The sequence below is a fragment of the Streptomyces sp. NPDC031225 genome, from assembly GCF_055570355.1.
Genome location: NZ_JBVIHJ010000005.1, coordinates 244,560 through 258,892, shown reverse-complemented (window position 1 = coordinate 258,892; position 14,333 = coordinate 244,560). Strand labels below are relative to the sequence as shown.

The following is a 14,333-nucleotide window of genomic DNA, read 5'->3' as shown; positions in this document are numbered from 1 at the left end:
GGACGACCCCCGGCTTGCATGCAAAAAAAACCCCCACCCACCACCCACCCCCCCCCCCCCCCCCCCCCCCCCCCCCCCCCCCCCCCCCCCCCCCCCCCCCCCCCCCCCCACCACCGGGGATTGGCTTCCCCCACGATGAGCACCGTCAGTGTTGTCATCCCCTGCTACAAGTACGGCCACTTCCTGGCCGACTGCGTGAGCAGCGTCCTGGACGAGCAGGACGGCGTCGACGTCCGGGTCCTCATCATCGACGACGCCTCGCCCGACGACTCGGCGGAGGCCGCGCTCAAGCTGGCCGCCTCCGACCCGCGGATCGAGGTGCACGTCCACGAAACGAACAAGGGCCACATCGCCACGTACAACGAGGGCCTGCTGGAGTGGGCCGACGGCGACTACGTGGCCCTCCTCTCGGCCGACGACCGGCTGGTCCCGGGCGCACTGGTACGGGCCGCCGCCCTCCTGGACGCCCATCCCGAGGCCGGCTTCGCCTACGGCCGCCCGCTGCGCTTCCAGCACGGCGGTCCGCTGCCGGCGGCCCGGACGCAGAGCACCGGTTCGGTCGTCTATCCCGGGCACTGGTGGCTGGACCGGCGCTTTCGCGAAGGCACCGGCTGCATCACCTCGCCCGAGGTCGTCGTCCGCACCGGACTCCAGCGCGAGGTCGGCGGCTACGACCCGGACCTTCCGCACGCCGGCGACATCGAGATGTGGATGCGGCTGGCCGCCCACGCCGACGTCGGCTACATCCGCGGCGCCGACCAGGCGTTCTACCGCGTGCACGGCAACAACATGTCCACCACCGACTTCGGCGGCCAGCTCGACGACCTGCGCCAGCGCCTGGTGGCCTTCGACTCGGTGCTCGCCAAGTGCGCCGACCGGCTGCCCGAGGCCGACCGGCTCGCCGACCAGGTCCACACCCGGCTCGCCCGCTTCGCGCTGCGCCGCGCCTACCGGGCCTACGACCGGGGACGCATCGGAGTCGTCCCGGTCGAGGAGTGCGTGGCGTTCGCCGAGGAGTGCCTGCCGGGCTACCGGGCCCTGCCGGAGTACCGCGCACTGCGGCTCAGACGGCGGATCGGCCCGAAGGCGATGCCGTACCTCCAGCCGTTGATCCTGTCGGCCGTGGCCGAGTGCGGCCGCGAGTGGCTGTGGTGGGAGTCCTGGAAGCGCCGCGGAATCTGATGAGCCACCCGTTCCGCTCAGCCCGCCGCGGGAACCGGCTCGGTGCGCCTGCGGCGCCCCGGAGCGTCCTTGCGGCGGCCCTGCAGATACCGGTCCAGCCACAGCGCGCCGACGATGCCGCCCGCCGCGCCCAGCAGCGCCGTGCCCGCCAGGCCCCGGATCCTGTCGCCCTGCACCTGGGCCGCGCTCGGGGAGGTCAGGACGGTCGCGGTGATCCGCCCTCCGGAGGGAACGTCCTGCGCCGACTGCAACGCGTCGACGTGCCGGGTGTAGACGTCGATGATGCGGCGCACCGCCGTCACCGCGGCCTCGGCATCGGGCGCCTGGGACTGCACCTGGAGGGACGGGATCAGATAGCGGGGCGTCGCGCTGGTGCCGCTGTTGCGGGGGACGAGATGGTAGGTCCCACGGACGCCCGCCGCGCTCAACTCCTTGGCCCCGGCCGGGGATTCCAGCTGCTGTACGACGCCGTAGGAGACCACGGCGAGCGGCGGCTGGAGGTTGGTGAGCTGGTTGGGCTGGTTCTGCGTCACCGGCGGCTTGAGCACGACCACCGCGGAGCCGACGTACTGAGGGGTGGGGTGCACCACGTGGTAGGCCCCGGCAGCGGTCAGCAGCATCGCGACCACCAGCACGTACCAGCGGCGGAGCAGCGCGTCGGCGACGTTCCCGGGCGACATGTGAGTTCCTTCCGTCGCCCCCGATACTGGCAGGACACGTGGCCGGATGCCACCGAAAGGAGGAATGGTTCGTGAGCATTGGTGAGATATGGGCCATTCTGCGCCGACGGTGGTACTTCATGGTGCCGTTCACGGTCCTGAGCCTGCTCGGCGGCGCGTATCTGTACGAGACCGTCCCGGTCTCCTACCAGTCGCAGAGTTCGGTCGCGCTGCTGGACTCCTCGGCCGTCGCCCGCCTCGCCCCCACCTTCGGCAACCCGATCTCGAACGCGGGCGGCTCCCTGATCGTCACGGCCGACGTGCTGATCAGGACCCTCGAATCCAGCGACGCGGCCAAGGAGTTGCACAGCAGGGGCGTCACGGACCCGTACACCAGCGGCTTCGCGCCGGACAGCGACAGCCCCCTCCTCGTGCTGAGCGTCACCGGAACCGACCGGGCGAAGGTGCTCAGGGAGACCGACATCCTGACCGCCTTCGCCGGCGAACAGCTCGACGCCCTCCAGGCCGCCGCCAAGGTCCCGCCCGCGTATCTCGTGCAGACCGCCCCCGTGGTCCTGCCGCAGACCCCGGTGGCCGAGTCGAAGAACCGCTACCAGGGCATCGCGGCCGTCATCATCGTGGGTGTCGTCAGCGCGTTCCTCCTGTCGATCCTGATGGAGGGCGTCACGGTGGTGCGGCGCCGCCGCGCGAGCGCCGCCCGGCCGCCGCAGGCCCGGGCCCCCGCCCGGGCCCGGATCGGCTGGCTGAACCGTCGCGTCGACGCGACGGCGGTCCTCACCGTCTATCTGGCGCTGGCCTTCTTCATCCCGTCGAACCTCGCCCTGCCGGCCCTCGGCGGCGTCGGCACCCCGGCCAACGTCTTCGCCCTGCTCGGCCTCCTGTGGTACCTCGCGACCTGGCTCGGCGGCCGGATCCTGCCCGCGCCGGGAACCAGGCTCGTCCGGGTCGCGCTGTGCGTGCTGGGGACGGCCGTCCTCATGGCCTACATCGCGGACGCGATGCGCCAGAGCTCGCACCAGGAGGTCCTCGGCGCCGACCGCGGACTCATCGGGTACCTGGTGTGGGTGTCGCTCGTCGTCCTGACCTCGGCGGCCATGCAGGAACGCGGCCGGCTGGACGTGCTCATGCGCCGCGTGGTCGTCCTCGCGTCCGTCGTCGCCGCCCTCGGCTTCTACGACTTCTTCGCGGCCACCAACATCGCCGACTCCATCCACATCCCCGGCCTCCAGACCAGCGTGGCCCAGGTCAGCGCCATGGACCGCGGGGCCTTCACCCGGCCCCGGGCCACCACGGCCCAGCCGCTGGAGTTCGCCGGCATGCTGGCGATCCTGCTGCCCTTCGCGATCCAGCAGGCCTTCGATCCGGTACGACGTCACCTCCACGTCCTGCGCCGCTGGGGGCCGGTGCTGCTGATGGGCGGCGCGCTGCCGTTGTCCGTGTCGCGGACCTCGATCATCGGCCTGCTGCTGGTGGCCCTGGTGATGGTGCCGCGCTGGAAGCCGGCCCGGCGCTGGGCCGCGATCGGCGTGATGACCGCTTCCGTGGCCGTCTTCAAGGTGCTCGTCCCCGGGCTGATCGGCACGATCACCGGCCTGTTCGCGTCGTTCCTGTCCAACTCCGACAGCAGCACCCAGGCCCGGACGGTCAAGTACAGCGCGATCGTGCCCTATCTGAAGGAACACCCGCTGTTCGGGCGGGGCTTCGGCACCTTCACCCCTGACCTGTACTTCTTCACGGACAACCAGTACATGCTGACCCTCGCCGAGATGGGCGTGCTCGGGCTCCTCGCCCTGGTCGTCCTGTTCGTCACCGGCATCCATCACGGCGGGGCGATCCGGCGGCTGGCCCGCACCGATTCCGACCGTGAACTCGGGCAGGCGTTCTTCGCCTCGTCGCTGGTCGCCCTGGTCAGCAGCGCCACCTTCGACTCCCTCAGCTTCCCCATGTTCGCCGGCATGTTCTTCCTGGTGCTGGGGGCGGGGGGCAGCTATCTGGGCTTCGTCCGGCGCGAGGCGGCGGCCACTGTCATCCCGCCCGTCCCTCCTCAGGCCGCCGAAGACCGGCTTCCCCAACTCGTGGAGTCCCGTTGAGCCCCGTCGCCGTCATCGTCGTCACCTGGAACAGCGCCGAGGTGCTCCCCGGCTTCCTCGCCGCCCTCCCCGACGGCATGGCAGGACTCGACTGGCGGCTGGTCGTCGCCGACAACGACTCCGCCGACGACACCGTCGAGGTCCTGCGGAAGCTGGCCCCCGACGCCACCGTCGTGCAGACCGGCCGCAACGCCGGGTACGCGGCCGGCGTCAACGCGGCGCTGGAGGCCGCCGGTGAGCACGGGGCGGCTCTCATCTGCAACCCCGACATCCGGATGCGGCAGGGCTGCGCCAAGCGTCTCGTCGACAGTCTCGGCGACGGCGTCGGGATCGCCGTACCCCTGCTGTACGAAGAGGGCCGGGACACGCCCCACCACTCGCTGCGGCGGGAGTCGAGTGTGCTGCGGGCCCTCGGCGAGGCCGTCATCGGCAACCGGCGGGCCGGGCGCTTCCCGCGTCTGAGTGAGCTCGTCACCGACCCCGCCGCCTACCGGCGGCCCACCCGGGCGGACTGGGCGACCGGCGCGCTCATGGCGATCTCGGCCGACTGCCGGGCCGCCTGCGGGCCGTGGGACGAGTCCTTCTTCCTCTACTCGGAGGAGACCGACTACTGCCTGCGGGCCCGGGACCTGGGCCACGCCACCCAGCTGGAGCCGTCGGCCGAGGCCGTTCACCTGGGCGGCGACTCCCAGGTCTCACCCCGGCTGTGGACGCTGCTCACCCTCAACCGGGTGCGCTTGTACGGCCGTCGCCACGGGACCGCCGCCACGGTGTGCTTCAGGGGGGCGGTGTTCCTGCGCGAGGCGTCCCGGGCCGCGTTCGGCAGGAAGGCCAGCCGCGCGGCGGCGACCGCACTTCTCAAGCCGGGTGCGCTGCGCGCCGCCGCTCAGCCGGACCAGGTCGTGTAGAAGCTCTCGGGGTTGACCAGGTAGCGCACGGTGGGGTGCGGCACATGGCGCACGGTGCGGGCGCGGCTGTACCGGTACACGAGCTCCCAGTCCTCGCGCGGAAGCACCTCGGGTGTGCGGCGCAGACGGCTGAAGTGCAGGGAGGCGTCGCGCCGCGCGACGAACGCGTTGGTGTCCAGGAAGGACTCCCGCGCGGCCCGGTGGCGGTCGAACGGCACGGACAGGACGTCCCGTTCGGTCCCGTCCGGCAGGACCCGGCGCAGCGCGGTGTAGACGCCGTCCGGTCCGCCGGGGGCCTGCAGAACCGCCAACGCCCGTTCCAGATGGTCGGGTTCCCACAGGTTGTCGTCGTCCAGGAAGGCCACGTACCGCGACCGGCTGAGGCGGATGCCGACGTTGCGCACGACCCCCGCCACGGCGGTGTTGCGCGCCAGCGAGACGGCGAACAGCCTTGGATCGTCCGGGAGTTCGGGCAGTCCGGCGCCGTCGTCGACGACGATGACGACCTGGTCGCGAACCGTCTGGGCCAGCGCCGAGGCGACCGCGGCCCGCAGCGCGTCGGGACGGCGGTGGGTGGCGATGACGGTGGCCACGAGGGCGTCCGGAACCGGGCCGAGGGCAGCCGAGAGCCGATCGACCTCGGAGGTCTCCAGACGGCGCAGCCGCACCGCGGAGGGCAGGAGGAGGACCTTGTTGCGCAGCTCGAACAGGACGAGCCAGCCGAAGGCGCCCTTGAGGAACTCCCAGGGGGCGCGGGCGATGCGTCGCATGATCCTCTTCCTCAGCCTGCCGGTTCGGGGGTGATGGGGGTGCCGTCGGAGAACCGGTTGTTGCGCCAGACGTTGCCCGCCCCGCCGGCGTTCCAGGCGGTGACGGCCCCGTAGACGCCGGAGTAGCGGTGGTACCGGCTGGAGAACACGTTGTTCGTGACGGTGATCCCGGTGGCGCCGTCGCCGCCCCCGTACAGGGCGTAGGCCCCGCCGGCCAGCAGGTTGCCGTCGATGACGGTGTTGGAGACATGGCCGGTGTCGGCGAACAGGCCGACGGCTGCGGAGGCCCCCTGGTCGACCGGGACGACGTTGAGCAGCGTGTTGTGCCGGATGACCAGCTTGCCCGTGCTGCCCCCGCCGCTGATCACCGCGTCCGTGTGCTGCCACTCGCCGCCGGCGTTGCGGAAGGGGACCAGACCGTGGACGTAGTTGTCGTGGAGGTACCCCTGGCCCATGGAGAGGGCGTTGCCGAAGACGGAGATGTCGCACCAGCCGACCTCGATGGAGCTGTTGCCCATGTTGGAGACGGCGTAGTCCACGCCACCGTTGTCCGGGCCCTTGCCCGGGATCGCGGTGATGGTGGTGTGCAGGACCCTCAACCCGCTGAAGCCGGGGCGCAGGTTGATTCCCCACCAGTTGGTGGAGGTGATCCTGCTGTCGATGACCGTCACGTTGTTCGCGTAGACGTCGAGCGAGCCGGTGATGTCCTGGCCCCTGATGACGGCCCCGTCGGTGGTGACACTCATGTTCCCGGCGGCGCGGGGCTTGAGTGCGACGCGGGGGCCGGTGGTGCGGGCGTCGGGGAAACCGGCCTGCACGGGCGCGGCGGTGTTCGCGTGGGCCGTGCCCGGGGAGCTGGGGGCGGCGGAGGCCTTGGGCGTCCGGGACGGCGTCGAGGCACTGGGGCTGGGGCTCGGGCTCGGGGAGGCCGAGGGGCTTCGGGACGGTGTGGGTGCGACGGAGACCCTGGGACTCGGGGTGGGCGCCGGATCGGCGGTGTCGCCGCCGCCCGAGGAGCACGCGGCCGTCAGCAGCAGGGCCAGGCCGACGAGCAGCCGGCGGAGCCTGTTCATACGGTCTCCCGGGGTCGTACGGTCTGCGAGGTCATGAGGTCTCCGGGTCCGTACGGTCTCCCGGGTCATACGGCCTCCGGTGTCCGGGAGCCGAGAAGGAAGCGACGGCTGGGCAGCACGCACACCACGTAACAGGCCAGGGCGGTGGCGCCGATGACGAACAGCGCGAGCGTGTCGTCACCGAGCAGCCGCTTCGCGCCGAGGAGCACAAGGACCATCGCCGCGCCCCCGAGGAAAGGCCAGGCGCAGGCCCTGGCGATGTGGGCGAGGCCGATTCCGGCGCGGGCGAGGGCGTAGAGGAACACGGGCACGACGAGCCCGGCGCCGACCAGGACATGGCCCTGGGAGACGCCGACGATGCCGCCGTGGCGTGCGCCGACGATCAGGACCGGGACGAGGGCGGCCACCCACAGCCCCTGGACGAGGATGAGTGAGCGGCGCTGACCGACCGCCACGAGACAGTCGTAGGCGAGTTCGCAGACGATGCGGATCAGGCCGAGGGCCATCAGCCACGGCAGCGCCTCGGCGGCGGGCAGCCACTTGCCGCCGTACACGAGGTGGATGACGGGGGCCGCGAGGCCGCCCAGCAGCACGCACAGCGGGACGGTACCGGTGACCAGGACGCCCAGGGCGCGGCTGAAGCCCTGGGCCAGTGCCTGTGGTGAGTCGGCCAGCCGGGAGAAGCCGGCGAAGGAGACCCGGCGGGCCGCCTCGGAGATGACGCGCACCGGCCAGCCGGACATGTTGAACGCCAGGACGTAGAAACCCAGCGAGATCTGGCCGAGGGAGGAGCCCACGACCATGGTGTCCACGTTGACGACGGCGAGCGCGAGCAGGCTCGCGCCGGCCAGGGGGAGCCCGAACTTCAGCAGGGCGCGGGCCTGTTCGCGGTCCCAGCCGAACCGCAGGGTGCCGGGGACGGCCCAGGCGCAGCCGACGAGGGCCGCGACGTTGCCCACGACCGCACCGCAGGCGAAGCTCATCGCACCCCAGCCGGCGAAGGCGAGCACCAGGGTCACGGCGGTGCTGAGGACGAAGTTGAGCGCGTCGATGACCATCCGCCTGCCCTGGGCGAACTCCCGGGTCAGGATGCCGGCCGGCACATGTGCCACCGCGTCGATCACCAGGCACAGGCACATGACCCGCAGGACGCCCGAGGCATCGGGTGAGCCGAGCAGTGCGGCCACCGTCGGCGCCGAGACGAACAGGGCGACGTACAGCAGACCGCTGGACAGGACGCTCAGCGTCAGGACCGTCGGTGCGAAGCGGCGCGGGTCGCCCTCCCAGCGGATGATGGCGAGTCCTACGCCCAGTTCGTTCGCGGAGAGCAGGACCAGGAGCACGGTCTGGGCGATGCCGTAGACGCCCCACTCCGCGGGGCCGAGGGCGAACCGCGCCAGCACGATGCCGGTGGCGAAGTTGCCGAGGCGCATGACCAGGGTGTTGATCAGGCTCCAGCGGGCCGCGGAACGGACCTTGGTGCCGAGGGAGGGAGAGGGTTCGGCGTCGTTCGTCCCGGAAGCTTCGCCCGCCTCAGATCTCTCGCTGTCCGGTGTGCGAACGCTGTCCATGTGTCGACTCCTCGTCGAGCGCCTCGGCGGCGGGCGCCACGGTCATGACGGACCGCCCGCCCCTCGGCTCCGTGGCACGCGTCCTCTCGGTGGGCCGCGACCAACTGGGCGGCGTCCGCAGGGCCATGGTCTGCTCGGCGACCGACTCCTCCGTGGTCGCCGGCGGGGGATCGGCGGCCGGCTGGGCGGGTTCCTCCGGCTCCACCGGAGTGCGCGGCCGCCGGCGTGCCTCCACGTAGAAGGTGGCGACCAGGCTGAGGACCAGCCCCAGGGCCCCCACCATGACCATGTACTCGAGCCGGGTCTTGGTCTGCGCGGTCGGGTTCTGCGGGGCCACGATCGTCGCCATGCGGATGCTGGCGTTCGTCGTGACCTTCTGCTGCTTCTGGAACTGCACCAGCCGCTCGTCGGCGAACGCGGTGAGGATGCGGTCCGACTTCAGGACGGCCTTCTTGTCGGTGCCGGTCACCGTGAGCCACATGAGCGGGCCCTGGGCGTTGTCGGCGAGCTTGGACTCGAACGTGCCGGTGGCACCGCGGGACTTGAGCTCCCGCAGGGACGCATCGGAGTTGAGGTTGCGGGCCAGGCTGTCGGCCATGCCGGTGAGCGAGGTCTGGGTGCTGAGGAAGGGGTTGCCGTCGTAGGCCTTGGTGGCCTTCTCGGAGTTCAGCAGGACCACCGTGCTCTGCGACTGATAGGTGACCGGGACGGTCACCGCCACGGCGACCGTCATGCCGATGGTCAGCAGCAGTCCCGGCAGCAGGACGTACCAGCGCCTGCGCATCACCCGGAAGATCTCAGCGAGATCCATGGTGGTCCCCCCTTACGGCCAAACGTTCGTCGAGCAAGTGTCGCAAGCGGATCATATGGGGAACGTTCGGTCGGTGGGTCTCGGTCGGGTGTTCGCCGTGCCTCCCTCCAGCAGCACCTCGGCGATCCGGTCACTGGCGTGGCCGTCCCACAGGTCGGGCCGACGCGGCGCGGGCGGTCCGTCGAGCACCTGGCCGACGACGGACACGATCCGTGCCGGATCCCGGCCGGCCAGCACATTGGTGCCCTGCTCGACGGTGATGGGCCGCTCGGTGTTGTCCCGCAGGGTCACGCACGGCACGCCCAGCGCGGTGGTCTCCTCCTGGATGCCGCCCGAGTCGGTCAGCACGACACGGGCGGCGTCCTGGAGCGCGATGAAGTCCAGGTACCCGGCGGGCGGCACCAGCTGGATGCCGCCGGGTACGCCGATCTCGGCCAGCCGGCCGGCCGCGCGCGGATGCACGGGCAGCAGCAACGGCAGCCGGCCGGCGATCTCGCCGAGCGCCTTCAGCAGCCCGGTGAGAACCTCGGGGTCGTCGACGTTGGCCGGGCGGTGCAGCGTGACCAGGCCGTACTCGCCCCGGGTCAGTCCGTACCGGTCGAGGACGTCGGAGGCCCTGGCCCGCTCCAGGTTGACCAGCAGCGTGTCGATCATGACGTTGCCGACGAGGTGGATCTGGTCGTCCCGGTACCCCTCCGCGCGCAGGTTCTCGGCGGCGTCGGGGGAGGGGGCCAGCAGGTAGTCGCTCACCCGGTCGGTGGCGACGCGGTTGACCTCCTCCGGCATGCTCCAGTCCCGGCTGCGCAGACCGGACTCGACATGGGCGAGCAGGGGCCCGGCCTTCGCGGTGACCAGGGCGCAGGCCAGGGTGGAGTTGATGTCGCCGACCACGACGACGATGTCCGGGGACAGCTCGGCGAGCAGGGGCTCGAACGCGGTCATCACGCGTCCGGTCTGCTCGGCGTGGCTGCCGGAGCCGACGCCGAGGAAGCGGTCGGGCGGGCGGATGCCCAGGTCGGCGAAGAACACGTCGTTCATGGCCGGGTCGTAGTGCTGGCCGGTGTGGACGAGGATCACCTCGGCGCCCCGGCTCTCCAGGGCGTCCATCACCGGTTTGATCTTCATGTAGTTGGGGCGGGCCCCGGCGACGCAGACGATGCGCGGCATGGTTCAGAGCACCTCGATCGTGGGTCCGGACGGCAGTCGGCGCCGGCAGTCGAGGACCAGGGGGGCGTGTTCGGCGATGAGGTTGTAGTCGAAGCTGTCGTGGTCGGTGAGCAGGACCACCACGTCGGCGGACGCCAGTTCCTCCGGCGTCGGTTCGACCCGCACCAGCCGGGTGTCCACCGGCAGGCTCTCCACGACGTGCGGGTCGGCGGCCCTGACCTGGGCCCCCATGTCGAGGAGCAGCTGCGAGATGCGCAGGGCGGGCGACTCACGGGCGTCGCCGGTGTTCTTCTTGTAGGCCAGGCCCAGCAGCAGGACGCGAGAACCGTTCACGGAGCGGCGTCGCTCGTTGAACAGGTCGCTGACGCGGCGCGTCACGTACTCGGGCATGTGGTTGTTGATGTCGTTGGCCAGTTCCACGAAGCGGAAGCTCTGCCCGAGTTCGCGCTGCACCCGCCAGGACAGATAGGAGGGGTCGATCGGCAGGCAGTGGCCGCCGACGCCGGGGCCGGGCGTGAACTTCATGAAGCCGAAGGGCTTGGTGGAGGCCGCGTCGATGGCCTGCCAGACGTCGATGTCCAGATGGTGGGCGAACATCGCGATCTCGTTGACCAGCGCGATGTTCACGTGCCGGAAGGTGTTCTCCAGGAGCTTGGCCAGCTCGGCCTCCTTCGGCGAGCCCACCGGCACGGTGGTGTCGACGAGTTCGGCGTAGAAGTCCTGGACGGCCTTGAGCGAGGCCTCGTTGACCCCCGCCACGACCTTCGGGGTCTGCTGGAAACCCCACACCGTGTTGCCGGGGTCGATCCGCTCGGGGCTGTAGCCCAGGTGGAAGTCGGTGCCCGCGGTCAGGCCCGAGCCGTCCTCCAGGATCGGGGCGAACATCTCCTGGGTGGTACCGGGATAGGTGGTCGACTCCAGGACGACGATCGCCCCGGGTCTCAGATATCGGGCGAGGGTGACCGCCGACTCGCGGATGTACCGCAGGTCGGGCGTGCCCTCGTGCAGCGGGGTGGGCACGGTCACGACGGCGACGTCGAAGCCGCCGCAGTCACGGGCCGACTCGCTCGGGCGGTACGCACCGCTGTCCAGGGCCGCGCGGATCCGCTCCGAGGTGACGTCCTCGACGAAGGACTCACCGGCGGCCAGGCTCTTGACCCGCCGGGAGTCGACGTCGTAGCCGATCACCTCGTGTCCGACCTCGGCGGCCCGGATGGCCAGCGGCAGGCCCACGTATCCCTGTCCAACCACGACGACACGCATCAGTTACCTCTGTTCGCGGAAGCGGTCGACGGGGTGAGCCGGATGAACTCCCGCGCCGTCATGACAAGAAAGGCGGTGTTGGTGGTGACATAGCGCTTGCCCAGCCGGCGCGGCTCCTGGAGCGCGCGGTAGAGCCACTCGACCCCGAGCCGCTGCCAGGCGGCGGGGGCCCGTTTGGTCACCCCGGCCAGGATGTCGAAGGAGCCGCCGACGCCGTGCACGACGCGGGCGCCGGTGCGTTCGCCGTAGGCGGCGGTGAAGATCTCCTTCTTCGGCGAGGTCATGCCGAGGAACAGCATCTGGGCGCCGCTGTCGGCGATCGCGCCCGCGATGGCCTCCTGCTGGGAGTCGTCGAAGTAGCCGTGGCGACTGCCGGCCACCTTCAGACCCGGGAAGCGGTCGGCGACCCGGCGCAGCATCTCCTGCAGCACCTCCTCCTTGGCCCCCAGGAAGTACACGGAGATCCCCGCCGACTCCGCCTCGGCCAGCAGCCGCAGGAACAGGTCGATACCGGCCACCCGCTCCGGAAGCGGGGCACGCAGGACGCGTCCGGCCCACACCACGGCCTGGCCGTCGGCGACGACGAGATCGCAGCCCGACACGGCCTCGGCGAGCCGGGGGTCGCGCCGCATGTTCACCAGCTTCGCGGCGTTCACCACGCCGATCTCCAGCTGTCTGCCGTCGCGGACCGCTTCCAGGCAGCGCTCGACGGTCTGGTCCATGGTCAGCGGGTCCAGTTCGACCCCGAACAGGGTCCGGCGCTCGCTCATATTCGTCCCCCCTGCCAGGCGTACAGCATCCAGCCGAACTCGTACGGCCGGCATTCGCGGTCCACGGACAGCGGGCGGTACACCCGGTCCAGGGACTTCAGCCGCAGGCCCGGAACGACTCGGGTGCCCAGTCCCCGGGCGGCGCGCACGGCCTTCTTCGGGTCGCCCCGGTAGACCTTGCGCCAGGTGACGCCGAGCTCGTCGAGGATCATCGACTCCGCGGTCCCGGCGGCCAGCTCGGGCACCTCCGTCATCCAGCGCAGACCCTTGCGGATCGCCGCGCCGAAGTCGCTGCCGCCGGCATCGGTGAGATCGAACAGGGCGGTCGGCGCCATCGCGTGCTGGTGGACGCTGTAGACCGGGTAGCCCTCCACGACACCGCCGGTGCGCGCGTCGTAGTGCCACCACCACTGACCGCCGTCGCCCTGGAGCTCACAGATGCGTGCCGCGCACGCCTCGGAGGCGGCCAGCGCCTCCGGATCGCCGGCCCCGTCGCTCGCGTGGGCGCGGGCCAGGGCCTGGAGCGGGTACGTCTGGTCGGCGAAGCAGCTCACGTGCGACCGGTACCAGGGCACCAGGCCGGGGCCGGTGGCGTGCGGGAAGAGCGGGCTGTCCCCGATCCGGGCTCGCAGCAGACGGTCGCGAGCTGCGGAGAAACGTCTCTCCACATCGGTCGTGTCCCGGGCCGCCGCCAGGGCGGACAGCACCCACGCCGCCTCGACGGTGTACTGCGGGCGGTCCTCCTCGTCCAGGGCGTCCATCCGCGCCAGCGCGTCGGACAGCTTCGGGTGCCCGGTCTCGGCGGCGGCCCAGGCGATGAGCGCCGCGTCACCGAGGTTCGCGACCCCGGGCAGCGACTCGATCAGCAGCCCGGTGAACTCCTCGGCACTGCGCCCGCCGAGCACCGCGCGCTGGCGGTCCTCCGGGAGGTACCGGACGCCCAGCGCGGTGATCGCCGCGTACCGGGTGCTGGTCCCGCGCTGTTCCAGGTTCCAGGAACCGCTGGGAGTCTGCCGTCCGGCCATGGTGAAGGCGAAGGCCTCACCGCCGGGCAGCAGCATCGACGGCAGCCCCGACTCGGCGACGGCGAGCAGCCGCCGGGCGAGTGGAAGCAGCGTCGGTTCTTCACGACCGAGCGCGGCCAGACGTGTGATGGTCATCGGTTGGGCACCCCAACCCCCCTGTTTTTGCGCAGACTTGTGAGCGCCGCGGCGTGGACGGCCGGGCGGTGGAAGGCATGGCTGACGTCAGGCGTCGGAGCTGATGCCGCTCCTGGTTTCAGGCATGGGTGTTTCCACCCGGTAACCCCCCTGGGCCCTACTGGCTAGTGTGCTCATTGTGCTTGATCTGCACAGATCGCACACATGTTATGCCGGTGAATGTTCGAAGATTTGCGATTTGGCGGAAACCTGAGTCATGTGCGCTCGACGAGTTCGCCGCCCTTCTCGTCGTACAGTGCACCCGTCTCGGGGCACTCCCAGCCGCCCGGCTCCCCCTCCCGCTCGACCAGTCGTACGCCGGCCCGGCCCACCCAGCCGATCCGGCGCGCCGGAACACCGGCCACGAGAGCGTGGTCCGGCACGTCCCGGGTCACCACGGCCCCCGCCGCGACCAGTGCCCACCGGCCGACGCGGACCGGCGCCACACACACCGAACGGGCCCCGAGCGACGCCCCCTCGGCCACCACGACGGCCACGGCCTCCCAGTCGCCACCGCGCTTGAGACGGCCTTCAGGGTCCACCGAGCGCGGGAAGTAGTCGTTGGTGAGGACCGCCGCCGGGCCGACGAACACCCCGTCGCCGAGCACGGCAGGCTCGTAGACCAGTGCGTAGTTCTGGAGCTTCACGTTGTCGCCGATCCGCACCCCGGGACCGACATAGGCCCCCCGGCCCACGATGCACCCGCTGCCCAGCCGGGCGTCCTCCCGGATCTGGGCCAGATCCCAGACCGTCGTCCCGTCGCCGATCGCCGCCGTCTCGTCGACCTGGGCGGTCGGCTGCACCTTGAATGTCACCGGGCTGAATCCTTCGTCTCGTCGGACATGCCGT

General features: G+C 71.2%; 13 protein-coding genes. 3 read left to right on the top strand and 10 right to left on the bottom strand.

Annotation, left to right across the window (positions count from 1 at the left end):
* Positions 1 to 135 precede the first annotated feature (135 nt).
* Positions 136 to 1,182 (top strand): glycosyltransferase family 2 protein, encoded by a 1,047-nt coding sequence (locus ACZ48Z_RS10815; protein WP_468735475.1) that lies wholly within the window; start codon positions 136 to 138, stop codon positions 1,180 to 1,182.
* Between the two features lie 17 nt (positions 1,183 to 1,199).
* Here ACZ48Z_RS10815 and ACZ48Z_RS10810 read toward each other — a convergent pair whose 3' ends face one another.
* Positions 1,200 to 1,862: a hypothetical protein gene (locus ACZ48Z_RS10810; protein ID WP_468735474.1), complete on the bottom strand. Its 663-nt coding sequence runs from the start codon at positions 1,860 to 1,862 to the stop codon at positions 1,200 to 1,202.
* 71 nt (positions 1,863 to 1,933) lie between these two features.
* Between ACZ48Z_RS10810 and ACZ48Z_RS10805 the strand changes: the two genes are divergently transcribed.
* Together ACZ48Z_RS10805 and ACZ48Z_RS10800 are read left to right on the top strand one after the other, a co-directional pair.
* Positions 1,934 to 3,952, top strand: a complete 2,019-nt coding sequence (locus ACZ48Z_RS10805; protein ID WP_468735473.1) for an O-antigen ligase family protein — start codon at positions 1,934 to 1,936, stop codon at positions 3,950 to 3,952.
* Positions 3,949 to 4,860: a glycosyltransferase family 2 protein gene (locus tag ACZ48Z_RS10800; RefSeq protein WP_468735472.1), complete on the top strand. Its 912-nt coding sequence runs from the start codon at positions 3,949 to 3,951 to the stop codon at positions 4,858 to 4,860. The genes ACZ48Z_RS10805 and ACZ48Z_RS10800 overlap by 4 nt, the downstream gene beginning before the upstream one ends.
* On the opposite strand, the gene ACZ48Z_RS10795 is transcribed toward ACZ48Z_RS10800, so the two are convergent.
* The 9 genes from ACZ48Z_RS10795 to ACZ48Z_RS10755 form a co-directional block, all read right to left on the bottom strand.
* Positions 4,839 to 5,630, bottom strand: coding sequence for a glycosyltransferase family 2 protein (locus ACZ48Z_RS10795; protein ID WP_468735471.1), 792 nt, complete (start codon positions 5,628 to 5,630; stop codon positions 4,839 to 4,841). The genes ACZ48Z_RS10800 and ACZ48Z_RS10795 overlap by 22 nt on opposite strands.
* 11 nt (positions 5,631 to 5,641) lie before the next feature.
* A complete protein-coding gene (locus tag ACZ48Z_RS10790) occupies positions 5,642 to 6,703 on the bottom strand; it encodes a hypothetical protein (RefSeq protein ID WP_468735470.1) in 1,062 nt (353 codons plus the stop codon).
* A 65-nt stretch (positions 6,704 to 6,768) separates the two neighbouring features.
* Positions 6,769 to 8,274 (bottom strand): oligosaccharide flippase family protein, encoded by a 1,506-nt coding sequence (locus ACZ48Z_RS10785; RefSeq protein WP_468735469.1) that lies wholly within the window; start codon positions 8,272 to 8,274, stop codon positions 6,769 to 6,771.
* On the bottom strand, positions 8,237 to 9,085 hold the full coding sequence (locus tag ACZ48Z_RS10780; protein ID WP_468735468.1) for a Wzz/FepE/Etk N-terminal domain-containing protein: 849 nt from the start codon (positions 9,083 to 9,085) through the stop codon (positions 8,237 to 8,239). The genes ACZ48Z_RS10785 and ACZ48Z_RS10780 overlap by 38 nt, the downstream gene beginning before the upstream one ends.
* A 51-nt stretch (positions 9,086 to 9,136) precedes the next feature.
* Positions 9,137 to 10,252, bottom strand: a complete 1,116-nt coding sequence (wecB, locus tag ACZ48Z_RS10775) for a non-hydrolyzing UDP-N-acetylglucosamine 2-epimerase (RefSeq protein ID WP_468735467.1) — start codon at positions 10,250 to 10,252, stop codon at positions 9,137 to 9,139.
* 3 nt (positions 10,253 to 10,255) lie between these two features.
* On the bottom strand, positions 10,256 to 11,515 hold the full coding sequence (locus ACZ48Z_RS10770; RefSeq protein WP_468735466.1) for a nucleotide sugar dehydrogenase: 1,260 nt from the start codon (positions 11,513 to 11,515) through the stop codon (positions 10,256 to 10,258).
* A complete protein-coding gene (locus tag ACZ48Z_RS10765) occupies positions 11,515 to 12,285 on the bottom strand; it encodes a WecB/TagA/CpsF family glycosyltransferase (protein ID WP_468735465.1) in 771 nt (256 codons plus the stop codon). The genes ACZ48Z_RS10770 and ACZ48Z_RS10765 overlap by 1 nt, the downstream gene beginning before the upstream one ends.
* Positions 12,282 to 13,445 (bottom strand): hypothetical protein, encoded by a 1,164-nt coding sequence (locus ACZ48Z_RS10760; RefSeq protein WP_468735464.1) that lies wholly within the window; start codon positions 13,443 to 13,445, stop codon positions 12,282 to 12,284. Before ACZ48Z_RS10760 ends, ACZ48Z_RS10765 begins: the two co-directional genes overlap by 4 nt.
* Before the next feature lie 254 nt (positions 13,446 to 13,699).
* Positions 13,700 to 14,299 carry an acyltransferase gene (locus ACZ48Z_RS10755; RefSeq protein ID WP_468735463.1) on the bottom strand — a complete coding sequence of 200 codons (600 nt, stop codon included), beginning with the start codon at positions 14,297 to 14,299 and terminating at the stop codon, positions 13,700 to 13,702.
* Positions 14,300 to 14,333 lie beyond the last annotated feature (34 nt).

Bases quoted from the DNA above. Each gene is read 5' to 3' on its own strand.
- ACZ48Z_RS10810 (WP_468735474.1), bottom strand. From the start codon at position 1,862: ATGTCGCCCGGGAACGTCGCCGACGCGCTGCTCCGCCGCTGGTACGTG.
- ACZ48Z_RS10780 (WP_468735468.1), bottom strand. From the start codon at position 9,085: ATGGATCTCGCTGAGATCTTCCGGGTGATGCGCAGGCGCTGGTACGTC.
- ACZ48Z_RS10785 (WP_468735469.1), bottom strand. From the start codon at position 8,274: ATGGACAGCGTTCGCACACCGGACAGCGAGAGATCTGAGGCGGGCGAA.
- ACZ48Z_RS10795 (WP_468735471.1), bottom strand. From the start codon at position 5,630: ATGCGACGCATCGCCCGCGCCCCCTGGGAGTTCCTCAAGGGCGCCTTC.
- ACZ48Z_RS10760 (WP_468735464.1), bottom strand. From the start codon at position 13,445: ATGACCATCACACGTCTGGCCGCGCTCGGTCGTGAAGAACCGACGCTG.
- ACZ48Z_RS10790 (WP_468735470.1), bottom strand. From the start codon at position 6,703: ATGAACAGGCTCCGCCGGCTGCTCGTCGGCCTGGCCCTGCTGCTGACG.
- ACZ48Z_RS10770 (WP_468735466.1), bottom strand. From the start codon at position 11,515: ATGCGTGTCGTCGTGGTTGGACAGGGATACGTGGGCCTGCCGCTGGCC.
- ACZ48Z_RS10765 (WP_468735465.1), bottom strand. From the start codon at position 12,285: ATGAGCGAGCGCCGGACCCTGTTCGGGGTCGAACTGGACCCGCTGACC.
- ACZ48Z_RS10815 (WP_468735475.1), top strand. From the start codon at position 136: ATGAGCACCGTCAGTGTTGTCATCCCCTGCTACAAGTACGGCCACTTC.
- wecB (WP_468735467.1), bottom strand. From the start codon at position 10,252: ATGCCGCGCATCGTCTGCGTCGCCGGGGCCCGCCCCAACTACATGAAG.